Annotated in this window: 10 protein-coding genes and 1 other annotated feature (1 of these 11 only partly in view); of the genes, 6 read left to right on the top strand and 4 right to left on the bottom strand. The window is 45.3% G+C overall.

Annotated features, from left to right (window positions below; all coding sequences use genetic code 11):
• Window positions 1–223 precede the first annotated feature (223 nt).
• Both C1S73_RS08270 and gltB read right to left on the bottom strand, forming a co-directional pair.
• Window positions 224–1693, bottom strand: a complete 1470-nt coding sequence (locus C1S73_RS08270; protein ID WP_038866314.1) for a glutamate synthase subunit beta — start codon at window positions 1691–1693, stop codon at window positions 224–226.
• Window positions 1693–6243: a glutamate synthase large subunit gene (gene gltB / locus C1S73_RS08265; protein ID WP_038866316.1), complete on the bottom strand. Its 4551-nt coding sequence runs from the start codon at window positions 6241–6243 to the stop codon at window positions 1693–1695. The genes C1S73_RS08270 and gltB overlap by 1 nt, the downstream gene beginning before the upstream one ends.
• A gap of 554 nt (window positions 6244–6797) precedes the next feature.
• Here gltB and mnmL point away from each other — a divergent pair.
• The 4 genes from mnmL (at window position 6798) to C1S73_RS08245 (ending at window position 12570) form a co-directional block, all read left to right on the top strand.
• Window positions 6798–7742 carry a tRNA modification radical SAM protein MnmL/YtqA gene (mnmL, locus tag C1S73_RS08260; RefSeq protein ID WP_038866318.1) on the top strand — a complete coding sequence of 315 codons (945 nt, stop codon included), beginning with the start codon at window positions 6798–6800 and terminating at the stop codon, window positions 7740–7742.
• 50 nt (window positions 7743–7792) lie between these two features.
• Window positions 7793–9538 carry a sensor domain-containing diguanylate cyclase gene (locus tag C1S73_RS08255; RefSeq protein ID WP_038866321.1) on the top strand — a complete coding sequence of 582 codons (1746 nt, stop codon included), beginning with the start codon at window positions 7793–7795 and terminating at the stop codon, window positions 9536–9538.
• Between the two features lie 220 nt (window positions 9539–9758).
• A complete protein-coding gene (arcB, locus tag C1S73_RS08250; protein WP_038866324.1) occupies window positions 9759–12119 on the top strand; it encodes an aerobic respiration two-component sensor histidine kinase ArcB in 2361 nt (786 codons plus the stop codon).
• Window position 12120: 1 nt separating this feature from the next.
• On the top strand, window positions 12121–12570 hold the full coding sequence (locus C1S73_RS08245; RefSeq protein WP_038866326.1) for a hypothetical protein: 450 nt from the start codon (window positions 12121–12123) through the stop codon (window positions 12568–12570).
• A gap of 69 nt (window positions 12571–12639) precedes the next feature.
• On the opposite strand, the gene arcA is transcribed toward C1S73_RS08245, so the two are convergent.
• The gene (arcA, locus tag C1S73_RS08240; RefSeq protein ID WP_038866329.1) at window positions 12640–13356 is read right to left on the bottom strand and encodes a two-component system response regulator ArcA; all 717 of its coding nucleotides are present in this window, start codon (window positions 13354–13356) and stop codon (window positions 12640–12642) included.
• 361 nt (window positions 13357–13717) lie between these two features.
• Here arcA and C1S73_RS08230 point away from each other — a divergent pair, with 361 nt between their 5' ends.
• Window positions 13718–14125, top strand: a complete 408-nt coding sequence (locus C1S73_RS08230) for a DUF3293 domain-containing protein (protein WP_038866331.1) — start codon at window positions 13718–13720, stop codon at window positions 14123–14125.
• A 53-nt stretch (window positions 14126–14178) separates the two neighbouring features.
• A complete protein-coding gene (locus tag C1S73_RS08225) occupies window positions 14179–14661 on the top strand; it encodes a putative 4-hydroxy-4-methyl-2-oxoglutarate aldolase (protein ID WP_038866333.1) in 483 nt (160 codons plus the stop codon).
• Here C1S73_RS08225 and C1S73_RS08220 read toward each other — a convergent pair.
• A complete protein-coding gene (locus C1S73_RS08220) occupies window positions 14658–15128 on the bottom strand; it encodes a hypothetical protein (protein WP_038866336.1) in 471 nt (156 codons plus the stop codon). The two genes, C1S73_RS08225 and C1S73_RS08220, sit on opposite strands and share 4 nt — an antisense overlap.
• Window positions 15129–15568: 440 nt before the next feature.
• Window positions 15569–15680: a sequence feature (Thr leader region), on the top strand (it continues 8 nt past the right edge of the window).

The following is a 15680-nucleotide window of genomic DNA, read 5'->3' as shown; positions in this document are numbered from 1 at the left end:
TTACCATTTAATTGGCTAAAATATTTCAATAAATTCAGCTAGATAGGAATTTGATTGTTACAAAGAAGTAACATTTGATTCTGTGAGGCATAAAAAAGACCAGCACAAAATGCTGGTCAAAATAAAAAGATTGGAAGGAACTGTTTTCTTTTCTTATCACCAGCCATCGATACTACTGATGGCTGGATTTATGACTTAAAAAGAGGAAGCGAGAGCACTCCCTTTAAGCTGAAAGCATTAATGAATCTGCTTTCGCTTCTAGGTTTGTGCCACCCATCAAATAATCATCGATGGCACGAGCTGATTCACGGCCTTCATTGATACAACGAACAACCAGAGATTGGCCTGTACGCATATCACCAGCAGCAAATACGCCTTCTTGGTTAGTAGCAAAACCTTGGGTTGCTACGTTACCGCGATCATCTAGTGCGATGTCCAGTTGAGCAAGAACACCAGTTGGTTCCGGATGCAGGAAGCCCATAGCAAGGAATGCCATATCACATGGGATCACACGCTCACTGCCTTCGGCCTCTTTAAAGTTTGGACGCTCGCTTGGCTTCGCTTCTTCCCAAACAATATCGGCAATACGCAGACCAGTCACTTCACCTTGCTCATTGCCGATGAACTCTTTGGTTAGGATATTCCAGTGACGATCAACGCCTTCTTCATGGGAAGTCGATGTACGCATGATCATTGGATACTGTGGCCACGGCATGTTTGCTGGGCGTTTTTCTGGCGGAATCGGCATGATCTCAACCTGAGTAATGCTTGCTGCACCGTGACGGTTTGATGTACCTACACAGTCAGAACCAGTATCACCACCACCGATGACAACCACATGTTTACCTTTTGCGTGAATTTCTTCCGTTTTTAGGTCCATGTTATTTGCACGACGGTTGTTTTGGCCAAGGAACTGCATGGCAAAGTAAACACCATTTAGCTCGCGCCCAGGAACTGGAAGATCACGTGGAACGGTTGAGCCACCAGTAAGAAGCACAACATCGTATTCTTGACGAAGCTGTTGAGCGTTTACGTCGACACCGATATGTTGGTTTACTTTGAATTCAATACCCGCTTCTGCCATCAGGTTGATCTTACGATCAATGACATCCATACCCAGTTTGAAATCTGGGATACCAAAACGCAGCAGACCACCCACTTTCTCGTCTCGCTCGAATACCGTCACAGTATGACCGGCGCTATTTAGCTGCTCAGCAGCCGCAAGGCCAGCAGGACCTGAACCGATGATCGCAACGGTTTTGCCTGTGCGAGAACGTGGTGTTTTTGGTTTGGCGTAACCTTCACGATACGCCGTTTCTACGATGGTTTTCTCGATGTTACAGATAGTAATTGGGTCTTGGTTGATGCCAAGAACACAAGCACTTTCACATGGAGCAGGACAAACACGACCAGTAAATTCTGGGAAGTTATTGGTTGAGCTTAGAATGTTCCATGCTTCTTCCCAGCTATCACGATAAACCGCATCGTTAAACTCTGGAATGATGTTACCGATAGGGCAGCCGTTATGACAAAACGGCACACCACAGTCCATACAACGAGAAGCTTGAGTATTGATCTTGTCACCAAACTCCTCGTTCAGAACGAACTCTTTGTTGTTCTTGATACGTTCAGCTGGATCGATCTTTTGTGGTAGTTCACGACCATGCTCTAAAAATCCAGTAGGCTTACCCATTATACGGCCTCCACTTGAGTTTCGTTTCCTTGAGACTGTGCTTCAGCTTTACGCTTTTGAAGAACCGCTTTGTAGTCACGCGGCATTACCTTAACCATAGAGGCTAGGCTTGCTTCAAAGTTGTCTAGGAAAGACTGAGCGACTTCACTTCCTGTGAATTGAACATGCTTAGTTAGCATGTCGAGTAATAGATCTCTGTCTTCTTGCTCGATTGGATCTAGGTCTACGAGTTCTGGGTTCAGTTTTGACTCAAAGTCGCCTGATTTATCCCACACATAAGCTACGCCACCACTCATACCTGCGGCAAAGTTACGACCTGTTGAACCGAGGATGATGGCTGCACCGCCAGTCATGTACTCACAACCGTGGTCACCGACGCCTTCTACTACGACTTTCGCACCTGAGTTACGAACACAGAAACGTTCACCAGCCATACCACGAATGAAAGACTCACCCGAAGTTGCACCGTAGAAACACACGTTACCAACCACGATGTTGTCTTCTGCGACAATGCTTGATTTCGCGTCTGGGTAAAGTACTAACGTACCGCCAGATAAGCCTTTACCCCAGTAGTCGTTCGCGTCGCCTTCCACTTCGAACTTCACGCCCTTAGCTAGGAATGCACCGAATGACTGACCTGCAGAACCGTTGAACTTCACGTTCATTGGTTGAGGTAGACCGGCATCTTTGTACACTTTCGAGATTTCGTTCGACAACATGGTACCTGCAGAGCGGTCTGTGTTGACGATAGGGAACTCGGCATTCACCGCTTCGCCTTTCTCGAGTGCAGGAATCGCTGCTTGAATCAGCTTGCGGTCTAGCACTTCTTCTAGGTTGTGGTTCTGCTGAGCTTGGTTGAATACACCATCAGCTTCACGTGGTTGCTCAACGTGGAGAACAGGAGACAGATCTAGGTTCTTGTATTTCCAGTGAGAAACGTCTTGGCGAATCTTCAGCTTCTGACCTTGACCGACCATCTCATCTATAGTGCGGAAGGCTAGTTCAGCCATGATTTCACGCAGACCTTGTGCCATGTATTGGAAGAAGGTTACGACGTCTTCTACGCGACCATCAAAGCGCTCGCGAAGGGTCTTGTTCTGAGTTGCGATACCGACAGGACAGGTATTCTTATGACACTTACGCATCATGATACAACCTTCAACCACCAAGGCTGCGGTTGCCACCCCCCATTCTTCTGCACCAAGTAGTGTTGCCACTGCAAGGTCACGAGGTGTCTTCATCTGACCATCCGCTTGAACCACGATACGGTTACGTAGACCGTTCTTCAGTAGCGTTTGGTGCGTTTCTGCCAAACCAAGTTCCCAAGGAAGACCGGTATGACGGATTGAAGACATTGGGGATGCTCCAGTACCACCGTCAAAACCTGCGATTAGTACAACGTCCGCTTTCGCTTTCGCTACACCAGAAGCGATCGTACCTACGCCTGCTTCCGATACCAGCTTCACGTTTACACGGCCCGCGCGGTTCGCGTTCTTCAAGTCGTAGATAAGCTGAGCCAAATCTTCGATTGAATAGATATCGTGGTGTGGTGGTGGCGAGATAAGGCCAACGCCCGGAGTCGAGTGACGTGTTGCACCGATCCAGTCATCTACTTTATCGCCTGGTAGCTGACCACCTTCACCTGGCTTCGCACCTTGAGCCATTTTGATTTGCAGCTCTTCAGCGTTAGTTAGGTAGTAAGAGGTTACGCCGAAACGACCAGAAGCCACCTGCTTGATTGCAGAGCGTTCCCAATCGCCGTTTTCTTTACGCTCGAAACGCATTGGGTCTTCACCACCTTCACCAGAGTTCGATTTCGCGCCAAGACGGTTCATCGCAACAGCCAGTGTGGAGTGTGCTTCGTAAGAAATAGAACCGAATGACATAGCACCCGTCGCGAAGCGTTTCACGATGCTTTCAATTGGCTCGACTTCGTCGATAGAGATAGAACCTGCTGGGTTCTTAATGAACTCAAGTTGGCTACGCAGGGTTACCGCGTTGTCACCTTGCTTATCTACGGCTGTCGCGTACTGCTTGAACTGATCGTAGTTCTTGTTGCGCGTAGACTCTTGCAGTAGAGAAATGGTTTCTGGGTTGAATAGGTGCTTCTCACCACGCTGTTTCCATTGGTAAACACCACCAACATCCAGCATTTGAATTGGGATTTCGCGTTGTGGGTAACCGATGCGATGACGGATCAGCACTTCTTTGGCGATATCATCAAGGGTTAGACCTTGGATACGAGAAACTGTACCTGTGAAGTATTTGTCGACCACTGATTTGTGGATGCCCAACGCTTCGAAGATTTGTGCACCGTGGTACGACTGTAGCGTCGAGATACCCATCTTCGAGAAGATCTTCAGAAGACCGCCATTGATCGCTTTACGGTAGTTGTTGAACAGATCGCGCGGGTTCGCCTCTGGATCCAACTTCTTAGTACGTTGAAGCTCAATAATGGTTTCAATCACTAGGTATGGGTTAACCGCATTCGCACCGTAACCAAGTAGTGTTGCAAAGTGGTGCGTTTCACGCGCGTCACCGGTTTCAACCACGATGTCACACTTCGCACGTAGACCTTTACGGATCAAGTGGTGGTGCACTGCGCCAACTGCCAGCATTGCTGGAATCGCCGCGTGGTTTGAGTTAACTGCACGGTCAGTGAGTAGGATGATTGAGTAACCATCGATAACCGCGTCTTCTGCGTATTGGCAGATACGTTTTAGTGCGCGCTCAAGCTTGCCTTGATCTTCATTGGCTTGGAACACGATATCCAGCGTCTTCGCTTGTAGGTGCTCGTTATCGATCGCACGCAGTTTTTCAAGCTCAGAGTTCGCCAGAACAGGCGATTCCAATTCTACTTTCTGACAGTGAAGTGGTGTTTCAGTCAGAAGGTTTTGGTCTTTACCCAAGTAAGTGTTCAGCGACATAACCATACGCTCACGGATCGGGTCGATCGGTGGGTTGGTTACCTGTGCAAACAGCTGCTTGAAGTAGTTTGAAAGATGTTGAGACTGATGAGATAGAACCGCAAGAGGCCAGTCGGCACCCATTGCTGACAATGGCTCTTTCGCGTCATTCGCCATTGGAACGATGATTTCGTTCACTTCTTCAGTGCTCACACCGAAAGCTTGCTGACGATGCAACAAACGCTCTGGAGAAGGTTGGCTGAACTGGTTGCTCGCATCTGGCAGCTTCTTCAAGCTCAGCAGGTTTTCTTCTACCCACTTCTCGTAAGGCTGCGCTGTTGCGATGGTGTCTTTCACTTCTTCATCAGAGATGATGCGACCTTGCTCTAGATCTGCAACGAAGATACGACCTGGTTGTAGACGACCGCGGAACTCTACGTTCTCTGGTTCAATATCCACAACACCAGATTCAGATGCCATCACTAGGAAGTTGTCTTTGGTCACTGTGTAGCGAGAAGGGCGCAAACCGTTACGGTCTAGTGTCGCACCAACTTGAACACCATCAGTAAAACATACTGAAGCAGGACCATCCCATGGTTCCATGATGTTCGCGTGGTACTGATAGAACGCGCGACGTTTAGGATCCATGTTTTTGTTTTCTTGCCATGCTTCTGGGATCATCATCATCAATGCGTGTGGCAGGCTGCGACCAGAAAGAACTAGGAGCTCAAGTGCCATGTCAAAGTTAGATGAATCCGAGCTGCCTTCCTGACAGATTGGAAGAAGCATGTCGATTTCAGCCTGAGTAAACAGGTCTGATTCTAGGATTGCTTCACGGGCTTTCATCCAGTTCAAGTTACCGCGAACTGTATTGATTTCACCGTTGTGGGCAATGTAACGGAAAGGCTGTGCAAGACGCCATTTCGGGAAGGTGTTGGTAGAGAAACGAGAGTGTACCAGTGCCAGTGCGGTCACCATGGTCGGGTTTTGCAGATCAAGGAAGTACTGAGGTACTTGCTCGGTTGTTAACTGACCTTTGTACACCAATGTCTTGTAAGACATTGAGTTAATGTAGAAGTCGTCACCAATGTTCGAAACGCTTTCTAGGCAAACACGTACAGTGTAGTTACGAAGTACGTACAGTTTGCGCTCTAGCTCTTCAGGTGTGATGCCAGGACCGCCAGAGATAAACACATGCTCAAACTGAGGCTCTGTACTTAGTGGGTCTGCACCGATCATTGAGTTGTCGGTTGGCAGTACTCGGTAGCCGATAACTTCAAGATCTAGACGCTGTGCGTTACGTTCTAGAATGTCACGGCATTGTTCGCGTTTGTATTCGTCTTTCGGGAAAAGAACGACACCAACACCATACTTTTCAAACGAAGGCAGTTTAATGCCTAGCTTAACGGCTTCTTCTAATAGGAATTCATGAGGTTTCTGTAGCAAGATACCTGCGCCATCACCGCTACATGGGTCACAGCCTTGACCACCACGGTGTTCCATGCGAGCCAGCATATCTAGTGCTTGAGTCACTACTTCATGAGATTTACGGTTTTTAAGGTGAGCAACAAAACCGATACCACAAGCGTCATGCTCCAGCTCCGGAGTGTACAGACCCTGTGAATTTTGCTCTCTATCTACCATAGATACATCCTTCCAGTTCAATGTCGACGCAAGAATCCCAGACAGATCTTGGCTGTCTTAGGTACGCTCTGTGCGTCTTGTCCTTTATATTTATGATTCGAAACCGACCTAGGTTGGTCAGTTTTGATTCCTTTCCGTATCTCGCAGGAAAAATTTTGCGAGAAAAACAATCCTTGGTGATATCCCTTTATTTATTATCACTATCTAGTGATTTATATCGGTGGGAGCGGGGTATCGCCGACAATTCCCGCAGTTGTCATTGTAATAAAAGTCACAAAAACAGCGGGGTTGTGTAAGTATCCTACAATTTTGTGACTTCGTAATGCAATGAAAAGTCGCTTTTGTGACCCAATTTTTTCGTTTAAATATGCACTTTTTGTTTAACAATTGCGCAACATGGCAGCTTTTAGGTTGGTTTTATGCAGTTTTATTGATTTCAAACCATTATGCTCTTGTTTGAATTGACTAGAATTATTTGTTTTTTCTTGCAGGGATGTAATTTATTTACATAGATCGTAGTGAGATTTATTACGGTTTACGATTGGTGAGAATCTATGCAGTTACATGAGTTGGTCAACACACTAGGTCAAGACCTTCAGCGTCGTTACGGCGAAAAAGTCCATAAGCTGACTTTACATGGTGGCTTTAGCTGCCCAAACCGCGACGGCACCATTGGTCGAGGCGGTTGCACGTTTTGTAATGTCGCGTCCTTTGCGGATGAAGAAGTCCAGATCAAAAGCATTCATGATCAATTGAAAGATCGTGCGGGAGAGATCCATCGTGCGAAAAAGTACCTTGCTTACTTCCAAGCCTATACCAGCACATACGCGGAAGTGCAGGTATTGAAAAATATGTATGAAGAAGCTCTTAAGGCCGCTGACATCGTGGGGTTGTGTGTAGGCACTCGTCCAGATTGTGTTCCTGATGCCGTATTGGATCTGTTGTCGGATTATGTCAATCAAGGTTATGAGATCTGGTTGGAATTGGGCCTTCAAACTGCCAAGAACGACACACTTAAGCGAATCAACCGAGGTCACGATTTTGAATGCTATGCTGATATCACCAAACGCGCTCGTGCGCTAGGCATCAAAGTATGTGCTCATCTTATTGTTGGCTTACCAAAAGAAACACGCAGCGATAACATTGAAACACTGCGTAAAGTCCTTGAAGTAGGCACTGATGGCATCAAGTTGCATGGCTTGCATATTGTTGATGGTAGCACGATGGCAAAGGCATGGCGTGCTGGAAAACTAGAAGCTCCAGAATTGGAAGAGTATGTAGCGATTGCCAGTGAAATGATCCGTATGACCCCTAAAGAGGTGATTTATCATCGTGTCTCTTCGGCTGCACGTCGCCCAACATTGCTCTCCCCGCTGTGGTGTGAAAACCGTTGGCTTGCGATGACAGAGATAGGAAGAGCTTTGGATCGCGAGGGGGCTCAGGGCAGTTTGAATGGTGACCCTTTCATCTATAGTAAGCCAGAATTAAAGGCAGATTGATCGATTAATAACTGGTATATTTTTCCCGATTTGCATTAAAGGTCGGAAAAATGGATCAGTTACTCGATTGGTTATGGGATGGGTGGGGCAACTACGAATTTGTAGTCCTGCTCTTTTTCGTGTTTGCCGTTGCCGTTACATTAATTTATTTACGTTTTCAAACCGCTTTAAAGTACGTTGTTACTGATTCTCCTTATCCTGTGCTTGTGGTTGATGCTAACCATGGGCAGCTTCTGTTATCCAACCATCCCGCGATGCAACTATTGGGTATTCGTCCTTTAGGTTCTGGTTTCCTTTATCCGGCTTCATTTAATTTAGATGAACTTGTCGTATTGCTTGATAGCTTTTCAAGCCAACAATTTCGCCAGCAAATTTTTGACTGGCGTTTATCCGATGGTGAAAGCATCAAAGTTGAATTATCTGGTCGAAAGAGCTTACTGCGTAGGCAAAGAGTATGGATTCTGTATGCTCAAAGTCATCAAATGACCCAGAAAGATCAGCAACAAGAACTGGCCCAACTAAACATTGCTCGTTCTGCCTTGGACTCGTTGTCTGAATTGATTTGTTTGCAAGATCAACAAGGCAAAGTACTGACCACTAACCGCGCGTTTGATCAATTTTGGCAAGGTCGAGAAAACGAAGCATGCACTTCAAAATCCAGTTCGATGTCTGCTAGAAAAAGTGACCGTCGTTGGACAACGGATCCTCAAGGACGCAGTTGTTTGCTAGAAGTGAATCAGAATTCACTAGTGTCTCAAACTGGGGAAATGATAGGGACGCTGTCAATTAGCCATGATGTAACTGAATGGCATAAGATGCAGCAAAACTTACGTGATGAAATGGAGCGTCGTAAAGATACGGAAGTGGCTCTGGCTCAACGTGACACCATTCTTCAGACCATTTTGGACGCCAGTCCAGATTCGATCGGTATCTTCAATGAAAACATGGTGTATCAAGCGTGTAATAAGCCGTTTGTGAATGCTTTAGGGATTCCAGATGTTTCAGACCTAATTGGAAAGCGTCTACAAGATGTGATCCCTGAAGATATTTACATCCGCCTAGAAGCCAGTGATCTTCAGGCTTTACAGCAAACTCACCCCGTGCGTTATATCGACAAAGTGACCAGTACCGACGGTTATTACACATGGTTTGATGTGGTGAAGTCACCCTTTAAAGATAAAGCTTCTGGTACCAATGGTGTGCTGATCATGGCTCGCGATATTTCTGAGCGTTATCTTGCGGAGCAGAAACTGGAAGAAGCCAACTTGGAGTTGGAGAAACTCAGTTTCTTAGACAGCCTAACTCAAGTCGCAAACCGACGCCGATTTGACGAGCAACTCGATACGCTTTGGTACCATCATGTTCGAGAGAAGCTACCTCTGTGTATCATGCTGTGTGATATCGACTTCTTTAAGCGCTATAACGACTGCTACGGCCATCAACAAGGTGATGAGGCGCTGATTAAAGTGGCATCGGTATTCCAGCAGGTGGTCAGTCGCTCTTCTGATTGTGTCGCTCGTTATGGTGGTGAGGAGTTCGCTTTCATCTTGCCAAATACCACGACGGAAGGGGCTCAAAAAGTCGCTCTGCGGATACATGAACGCATTCATGACCTCGGCATCGAACATTGCTGTTCAGAAGCTTTTGCTCAATTGACAGTCAGTATCGGCTTTGTCTCTTACATTCCTCAGCACGGCGATGAACCTGAAATGGGGGTCGCGATGGCAGACAGTGCACTCTACCAAGCGAAGGCCGATGGTCGTGATCGAACCAGTGTTCATCCAAGTTCTTGCTAACGCTTTGTGACCGCTTGCTCTAAGTTGAGAGTAGGCGGTTTTAATCACCGTATTAAACACGTTAAACTGCCCATACATGGTGTGAGGTGTCTGCTAGCCCTGAAGCTTCGCTGGTTCGCCAATGTGTATTGCCAAACTTAAAACAGCTCGAAATATCTTCACTGTTTTAACTTATCTAACTGTCAGGGTTCGATATCTAGCTTGTTCCATGGAGTAGTGAATGAAGCCCATGAAAAACCTCGCCCAGTACTATGTTGACCTATTGGTTAAGCTGGGGATTGTCCGTTTCTCTATATTGCTGGCCTTAGCGCTGGTGGCACTGGCTGTTGTGGTGCAAGTTGGTATTACGCTCGCCTTGAAAGGGAACGTCGACGATATTGATATTGTTCGTTCTGTTTTCTTTGGCCTGCTTATTACCCCTTGGGCGGTGTATTTTCTTTCCGTTGTTGTTGATCAGCTAGAAGAATCTCGTCAACGATTGACCAAACTAGTCTCTAAGCTGAAAGACATGCGCTCGCGTGACCAAGAACTGAACTTCCAATTGCAGCAGAACATTGAAAAGCTCAATCAAGAAATTGAAGAGCGCATTAAAGCGGAAGAAGCGCGCGAAGAAGCCATGCAAGATTTGGAGAACGAAGTATTCCAACGTGAACGCACTCAGTTAGAGCTTGCCGAGCGTACCGCACTTTTACGCTCTTTCATTGATGCATCTCCAGACTTGATTTACTACCGTAACGCCGATGGTGTCTTCTCTGGTTGTAACCGAGCAATGGAAGAACTCACTGGTAAGAAAGAGCATCAATTGGTGGGCCTAAGCCCATGGGATGTTTACAGCAAAGAAGTGGCCGAGCACATCGTTGATACCGACCAAAAGGTCTTTGCAGACAATCAGGCCATCACTTACGAGCAATGGCTTGAATATCCAGATGGTCGCAAACACTACTTCGAATTGCGCAAAGTACCTTTCTACAGTAAAGATGGCCGTCACCTTGGTCTAGTTGGCTTTGGACGAGATATTACCGAACGTAAACGCCATGAAGAATCGTTAGAAAAAGCCAGCCGTGACAAGACCACCTTTATTTCCACCATCAGTCATGAACTGCGCACGCCATTGAATGGCATCGTTGGTTTGAGCCGAATGTTGCTCGATAGTCAGTTAACGCAAGAGCAGCGTAAGCACATGCAAACCATTAACGTCAGTGCCATTACATTGGGCAACATCTTCAACGACATTATCGATATGGATAAATTCGACCGTCGTAAATTGGAACTGCTGCCCGCACCATTGAACTTTGAGGATTTTGTAGCAGAGATTGAAAGCATCTCTGCTCTGATGGCGGAGCAGAAAGGGTTGCGTTTCGACCTTGAACGCTTGAGCGCATTACCAAAAGCGATTGAAGTGGATGCGACCCGCCTGCGTCAGGTTATCTGGAACTTGGTTAGCAACGCAATGAAGTTCACCAAAGAAGGTGGCGTCGTCATGACAGTCAGCGCAGATGTCGAAGACGACTACGCGACCATCATCATGGAAGTAGAAGACACGGGCATTGGTATTCCTGAAGAAGAGCTGGATAAGATTTTTGCGATGTACTACCAAGTGAAGTCAGGCAAAGACAACCTTCATGCGGTAGGTACTGGCATTGGTTTGGCGGTTTCTAAGCAGCTTATCAACATGATGGATGGCGATATTACTGTTGCGAGTGAAGAGGGCTTCGGTAGTACCTTTACCGTTTCAATTCACGTTCCGATTGTTGAATTGGAAGAGCCTGTTATCGATGCTCAGCGAGATAAAGTGCATCTAAATATCTTTATGGTAGAAGATATCGAACTGAACATTACTGTTGCTAAGTCACTGCTTGAAAGCTTGGGACATACCGTCACTGTAGCCATGACAGGTGAAGAAGCGCTGGTGAACTTTGTACCAGACGAATATGACTTAGCGTTGCTGGATATACAACTACCAGACATGACAGGTTTTGATGTGGCTAAGTACTACCGTGAGCATTACGACAACTTGCCGCCATTAGTAGCACTAACGGCGAATGTGATGAAAGATCGTCGTGAATACTTAGACAATGGTATGGACGATGCAATCAGCAAACCACTTGCGGTACAAGCGATGCAATCAGTGATTGATAAGTTCTTCGTTAATCGTATTGAGAACCAAAAAGAAGAGGTTGTTGAGCCTGAGCTCGTTGAGGATGTTACACCGACCCCATCGCCCGTCATCAATACCCATTTACTTGATTTGGATATGCTAGAGTCATACGTGGATATCGTGGGTGTGAAACCTGTTTATGACAGTATCAAGATGTTCGAAGACATGATGCCAGACTACATTCAGATTTTAGACTCGAACATGATGGCGAAAGACCAAGATGGTATTGTTTCAGAGGCGCATAAGATCAAAGGCGCAGCGGGTTCTATTGGTCTTAAACACATCCAAAGTGTTGCACAGAAGGCACAATCTCCGGATATGCCTGCTTGGTGGGAAAATATCTCGGACTGGGTCGAAGAAATAAAAAATGAATATCAAAATGACATTCAAGTCTTAAAAAGTTGGTTGGAACAGAGGAAATAACATGAAGAAGTTTGCATCGGCAGCACTGGCAATCGCATTACTTGCTGGTTGTAGTTCTGCTCCTCAAGTGGGTTGGCAAGAAGACAGCCAAATCACCATGAATAAAGTGAATGTTGAGCTGAAAAGCAACTTGTGGGTAAACCTAATGCCAACCATTGGTGAGGTTCAAGAGCAAAACGTACATGGTGCGTTGTACTTGAAATCAGACAAGGAACTACCAGCCAACTTGACCGTGGATTCATTGATCATCAAACAAGGCGATTCTGAATGGCAAATTGATGGTGACTTGCTTGAGTTACGTACTCATAGTGAGAACCAGTGGGAAGTCGCCTTTGTTTGGCAAATTGAAGCGGATATGGAAAAGTCAGTCGACTTAGCTTTGTTATTAGATGATGCTGGTAAGAAAGGCTGGTTGGTTGAGAAACACATTAAGATCGATAAAGTATACTGATATTGCGTTTTCTCAGATAAAAAAAGGGCTTGCTCATGGAGCAAGCCCTTATTGTTTGTGTTGAAGCGATTAGTCTTCTAGATCGCCACAGAAGCGGTAACCTTCACCGTGAATCGTCGCGATGATTTCAGGAGTACCTGATACAGATTCAAAGTGCTTACGAATGCGACGGATAGTCACGTCAACAGTACGGTCGTGTGGCTTAAGCTCACGGCCCGTCATCTTCTTAAGAAGATCAGCACGAGTTTGAATCTTGCCTGGGTTCTCACAGAAATGCAGAAGTGCACGGAACTCAGAACGAGGCAGTTTGTAGCCATCGCCAGCTGGGCTCACAAGAGAGCGGCTGTTGATGTCTAGCACCCAACCGTTGAACTCATATTTTTCTACCGAGCGCTTCTCTTCTTGTACTGCGTTAGTGCTCATTGAGCGGCTTAGCAGGTTACGTGCGCGGATAGTCAGTTCACGTGGGTTGAATGGTTTAGTGATGTAGTCATCAGCACCGATTTCAAGACCTAGGATCTTGTCTACTTCATTGTCACGACCAGTTAGGAACATCAGTGCGATGTTCGCTTGCTCGCGAAGTTCACGTGCTAAAAGGAGACCATTCTTGCCTGGAAGATTAATGTCCATGATAACCAAGTTGATTGAATTTTCAGACAACACTTGGTGCATCTCTTCACCGTCACTGGCTTCAAAAACAGCGTATCCCTCTGCTTCAAAAATACTCTTAAGAGTGTTACGAGTTACTTGCTCATCTTCTACGATAAGAATCTGCGGGGTTTGCATTGGCGGTACCTAAATTTGTGACAAAATTGTGCTAATAGAATAAATTCTAGGCAAAAATATAACATACAGGTAATGTGATTTTGATAATAAATCAAGTTGATCAAAAAAACACTTCTTTCAGTTATCCGCCTTCCTTGGAATTTTGCCAACTCACCAGTATCCGATGGCGACGTTTATTCTATAGGGCTTGTTTACCTTTCATTTCCTAGCCTTCGCGGGGCCTGAAACGTAAACACCCTAAGATATGGAGCGGATTTTATATTGTTAACAGCATGCTAACAATGCTCAAATGTTAATTCCATTCAGTTTGTTGATTTACATCAATTGATGAAATGTAACCGTTATTAATCGTTTAAGAGTTATGATAGAAAAAAGTAATACGAACATAGACGCATCGTTATGGAATGCTTATTCAGAATCTTTCTTTCGTTTTCATACTGATTGGTGCTCTTCAAGCTACGCAGTGATAACCGCTTGGAACCCTTACAGTAATTTGCGGTCCAAAGAGATGAATTGCATAAGTAATCATGAACTCGAAAAGCAATTAAACCACGTTAAACACGTGCCTGTCACGGTTGGTGATCAGGCATTCGAATGGTTTGAAGAAAGTTACGCAGCAGAACTCACGCCAGAAGCGGCGATAGTGCTGGCAAAAGATTTCCAACAGAACGCGATTTACTACGTCATTGATGACGAGCTTTACCTGATAGCGTGTTCAGAACCAGAGATTTTGCACAAGCTTGGTTCGATGAAATCTAGACTGGTATAGAAGGATACTACTCACTGGAGTTTTGCTCGGGTGAGACATTTCACGGAGGAACTATGAGAGACATAACACCAGATATTTGTGACCAATTTGAAGAACAAGTTACGTTGCTAAGTCTGCCATTGCAGAATTTTGGTCAACGTACCGCGTTTCATGGAGAGATAGTCACAGTGCGTTGCTACCATGATAATTCAAAAGTTCGCGAGGTACTGAGCGATAATGGTACTGGCAAAGTACTAATTGTTGACGGACACGGCTCTTGTCAAAAAGCCTTGCTAGGCGATCAATTAGCGATTCTTGGGATCGAAAATGGTTGGGAAGGCATCATAGTGTACGGAGCGATTCGCGATGTAGCTCAGATTTCTCAAATGGACATTGGTGTTCAAGCCCTAGGCACATGTCCATTTAAAACAGAAAAGCGCGATGTCGGAGAAGTGAATGTTACGCTGACAATGCAGAACCAAATTGTTCAACCTAAGCATTACGTGTATGCCGATTGGAATGGCGTATTGATCTCTAAAGAGGCGTTGGATTTTTAAAAGCGGAAACCAAGTCCGACTTCAAAGCCTTGTTGCCAATCTTGATAATCTAAAGTGGCGTGAAGATCTAAGTTTTCGGTGATTTTTACGCGGCTTGAAACTTCGGCAGCGAGGCTACTGTCTTCTTCACGAATACCTTCGGTCGTTTCCGCTTTATAAGAGCGAACTGTACTTTTAACGGTGACGCGATCATTTAAGTGATAACTGATCCCACTCAAAAAGCCACTTTGGTTTTGCGTTGGTGAATTATTTACACGCGCACCTACGTAAAGATCAACCGAGTCAAACAGCTCATACGCGTAACCGCCATCAATATTCCAAACGTCAAAGCTCTCGGTATGGTAGTTTTCACTAGAAATGAAAAGCTTGTGTGGGGAAGCTGTGGTTTTTCCTGGGAGAGGTGGCAACTCATTTGCAGCACAAATGCTAGGCACAACAAACAGTAACAGAAAAATCCATTTTTTCATGTTGACCACTCCTTGTGTCGAACTTTGTTATTAGTATGTGCTTAAAGCTTCTCAATATTAAAGCATAGAATATGAAAGTCAGCTCACTTATTTTCTACTTAATTCAATCCTATGAACCTTGATCACAGTTAACTTGTTGTTAATTAGTATTCATGAGGATCGATGTTTTGATCATATGTAGATAGAAGAGGATCAGGTGTCATCACCGCTATTTGCTTCTATATCAAACAGACCGTTGTAGAGAGAGAAAAAGTTCAATTGACTATGATAATTCGCAACCCTTTGTAATTACATTGAAATATCAAAGACATTGCGTAGCAGAAATCACTACAAGACCGGAAAATAGACAATTTTTTGTTGACTCTGTACCGGAAACTCGGTAAACGTAGAGTTAAGCAAACACACAATTATCGTTGAATATTTATTTATGCCATCAAACAGCCTAGTAGTAATGACCACAACCATTATTATTACCAACACGACCAATGTTGGGGCAGGCTGCTGAGCGAAAGAAATTCACAAAAAAGGCCTGTATCCAACAAGATACAGGCC

Origin of the sequence: Vibrio jasicida 090810c, assembly GCF_002887615.1 — a bacterium.
Classification (GTDB): domain Bacteria; phylum Pseudomonadota; class Gammaproteobacteria; order Enterobacterales; family Vibrionaceae; genus Vibrio; species Vibrio jasicida.
The sequence above is the reverse complement of the archived record's forward strand: the minus strand, read 5'-3'. Positions and strand labels throughout refer to the sequence as shown.

Excerpts from the sequence above, each read along its gene's own strand:
- C1S73_RS08270 (WP_038866314.1), bottom strand. The coding sequence starts at position 1,693 with ATGGGTAAGCCTACTGGATTTTTAGAGCATGGTCGTGAACTACCACAA.
- gltB (WP_038866316.1), bottom strand. The coding sequence starts at position 6,243 with ATGGTAGATAGAGAGCAAAATTCACAGGGTCTGTACACTCCGGAGCTG.
- mnmL (WP_038866318.1), top strand. The coding sequence starts at position 6,798 with ATGCAGTTACATGAGTTGGTCAACACACTAGGTCAAGACCTTCAGCGT.
- C1S73_RS08255 (WP_038866321.1), top strand. The coding sequence starts at position 7,793 with ATGGATCAGTTACTCGATTGGTTATGGGATGGGTGGGGCAACTACGAA.
- arcB (WP_038866324.1), top strand. The coding sequence starts at position 9,759 with ATGAAGCCCATGAAAAACCTCGCCCAGTACTATGTTGACCTATTGGTT.
- C1S73_RS08245 (WP_038866326.1), top strand. The coding sequence starts at position 12,121 with ATGAAGAAGTTTGCATCGGCAGCACTGGCAATCGCATTACTTGCTGGT.
- arcA (WP_038866329.1), bottom strand. The coding sequence starts at position 13,356 with ATGCAAACCCCGCAGATTCTTATCGTAGAAGATGAGCAAGTAACTCGT.
- C1S73_RS08230 (WP_038866331.1), top strand. The coding sequence starts at position 13,718 with ATGATAGAAAAAAGTAATACGAACATAGACGCATCGTTATGGAATGCT.
- C1S73_RS08225 (WP_038866333.1), top strand. The coding sequence starts at position 14,179 with ATGAGAGACATAACACCAGATATTTGTGACCAATTTGAAGAACAAGTT.
- C1S73_RS08220 (WP_038866336.1), bottom strand. The coding sequence starts at position 15,128 with ATGAAAAAATGGATTTTTCTGTTACTGTTTGTTGTGCCTAGCATTTGT.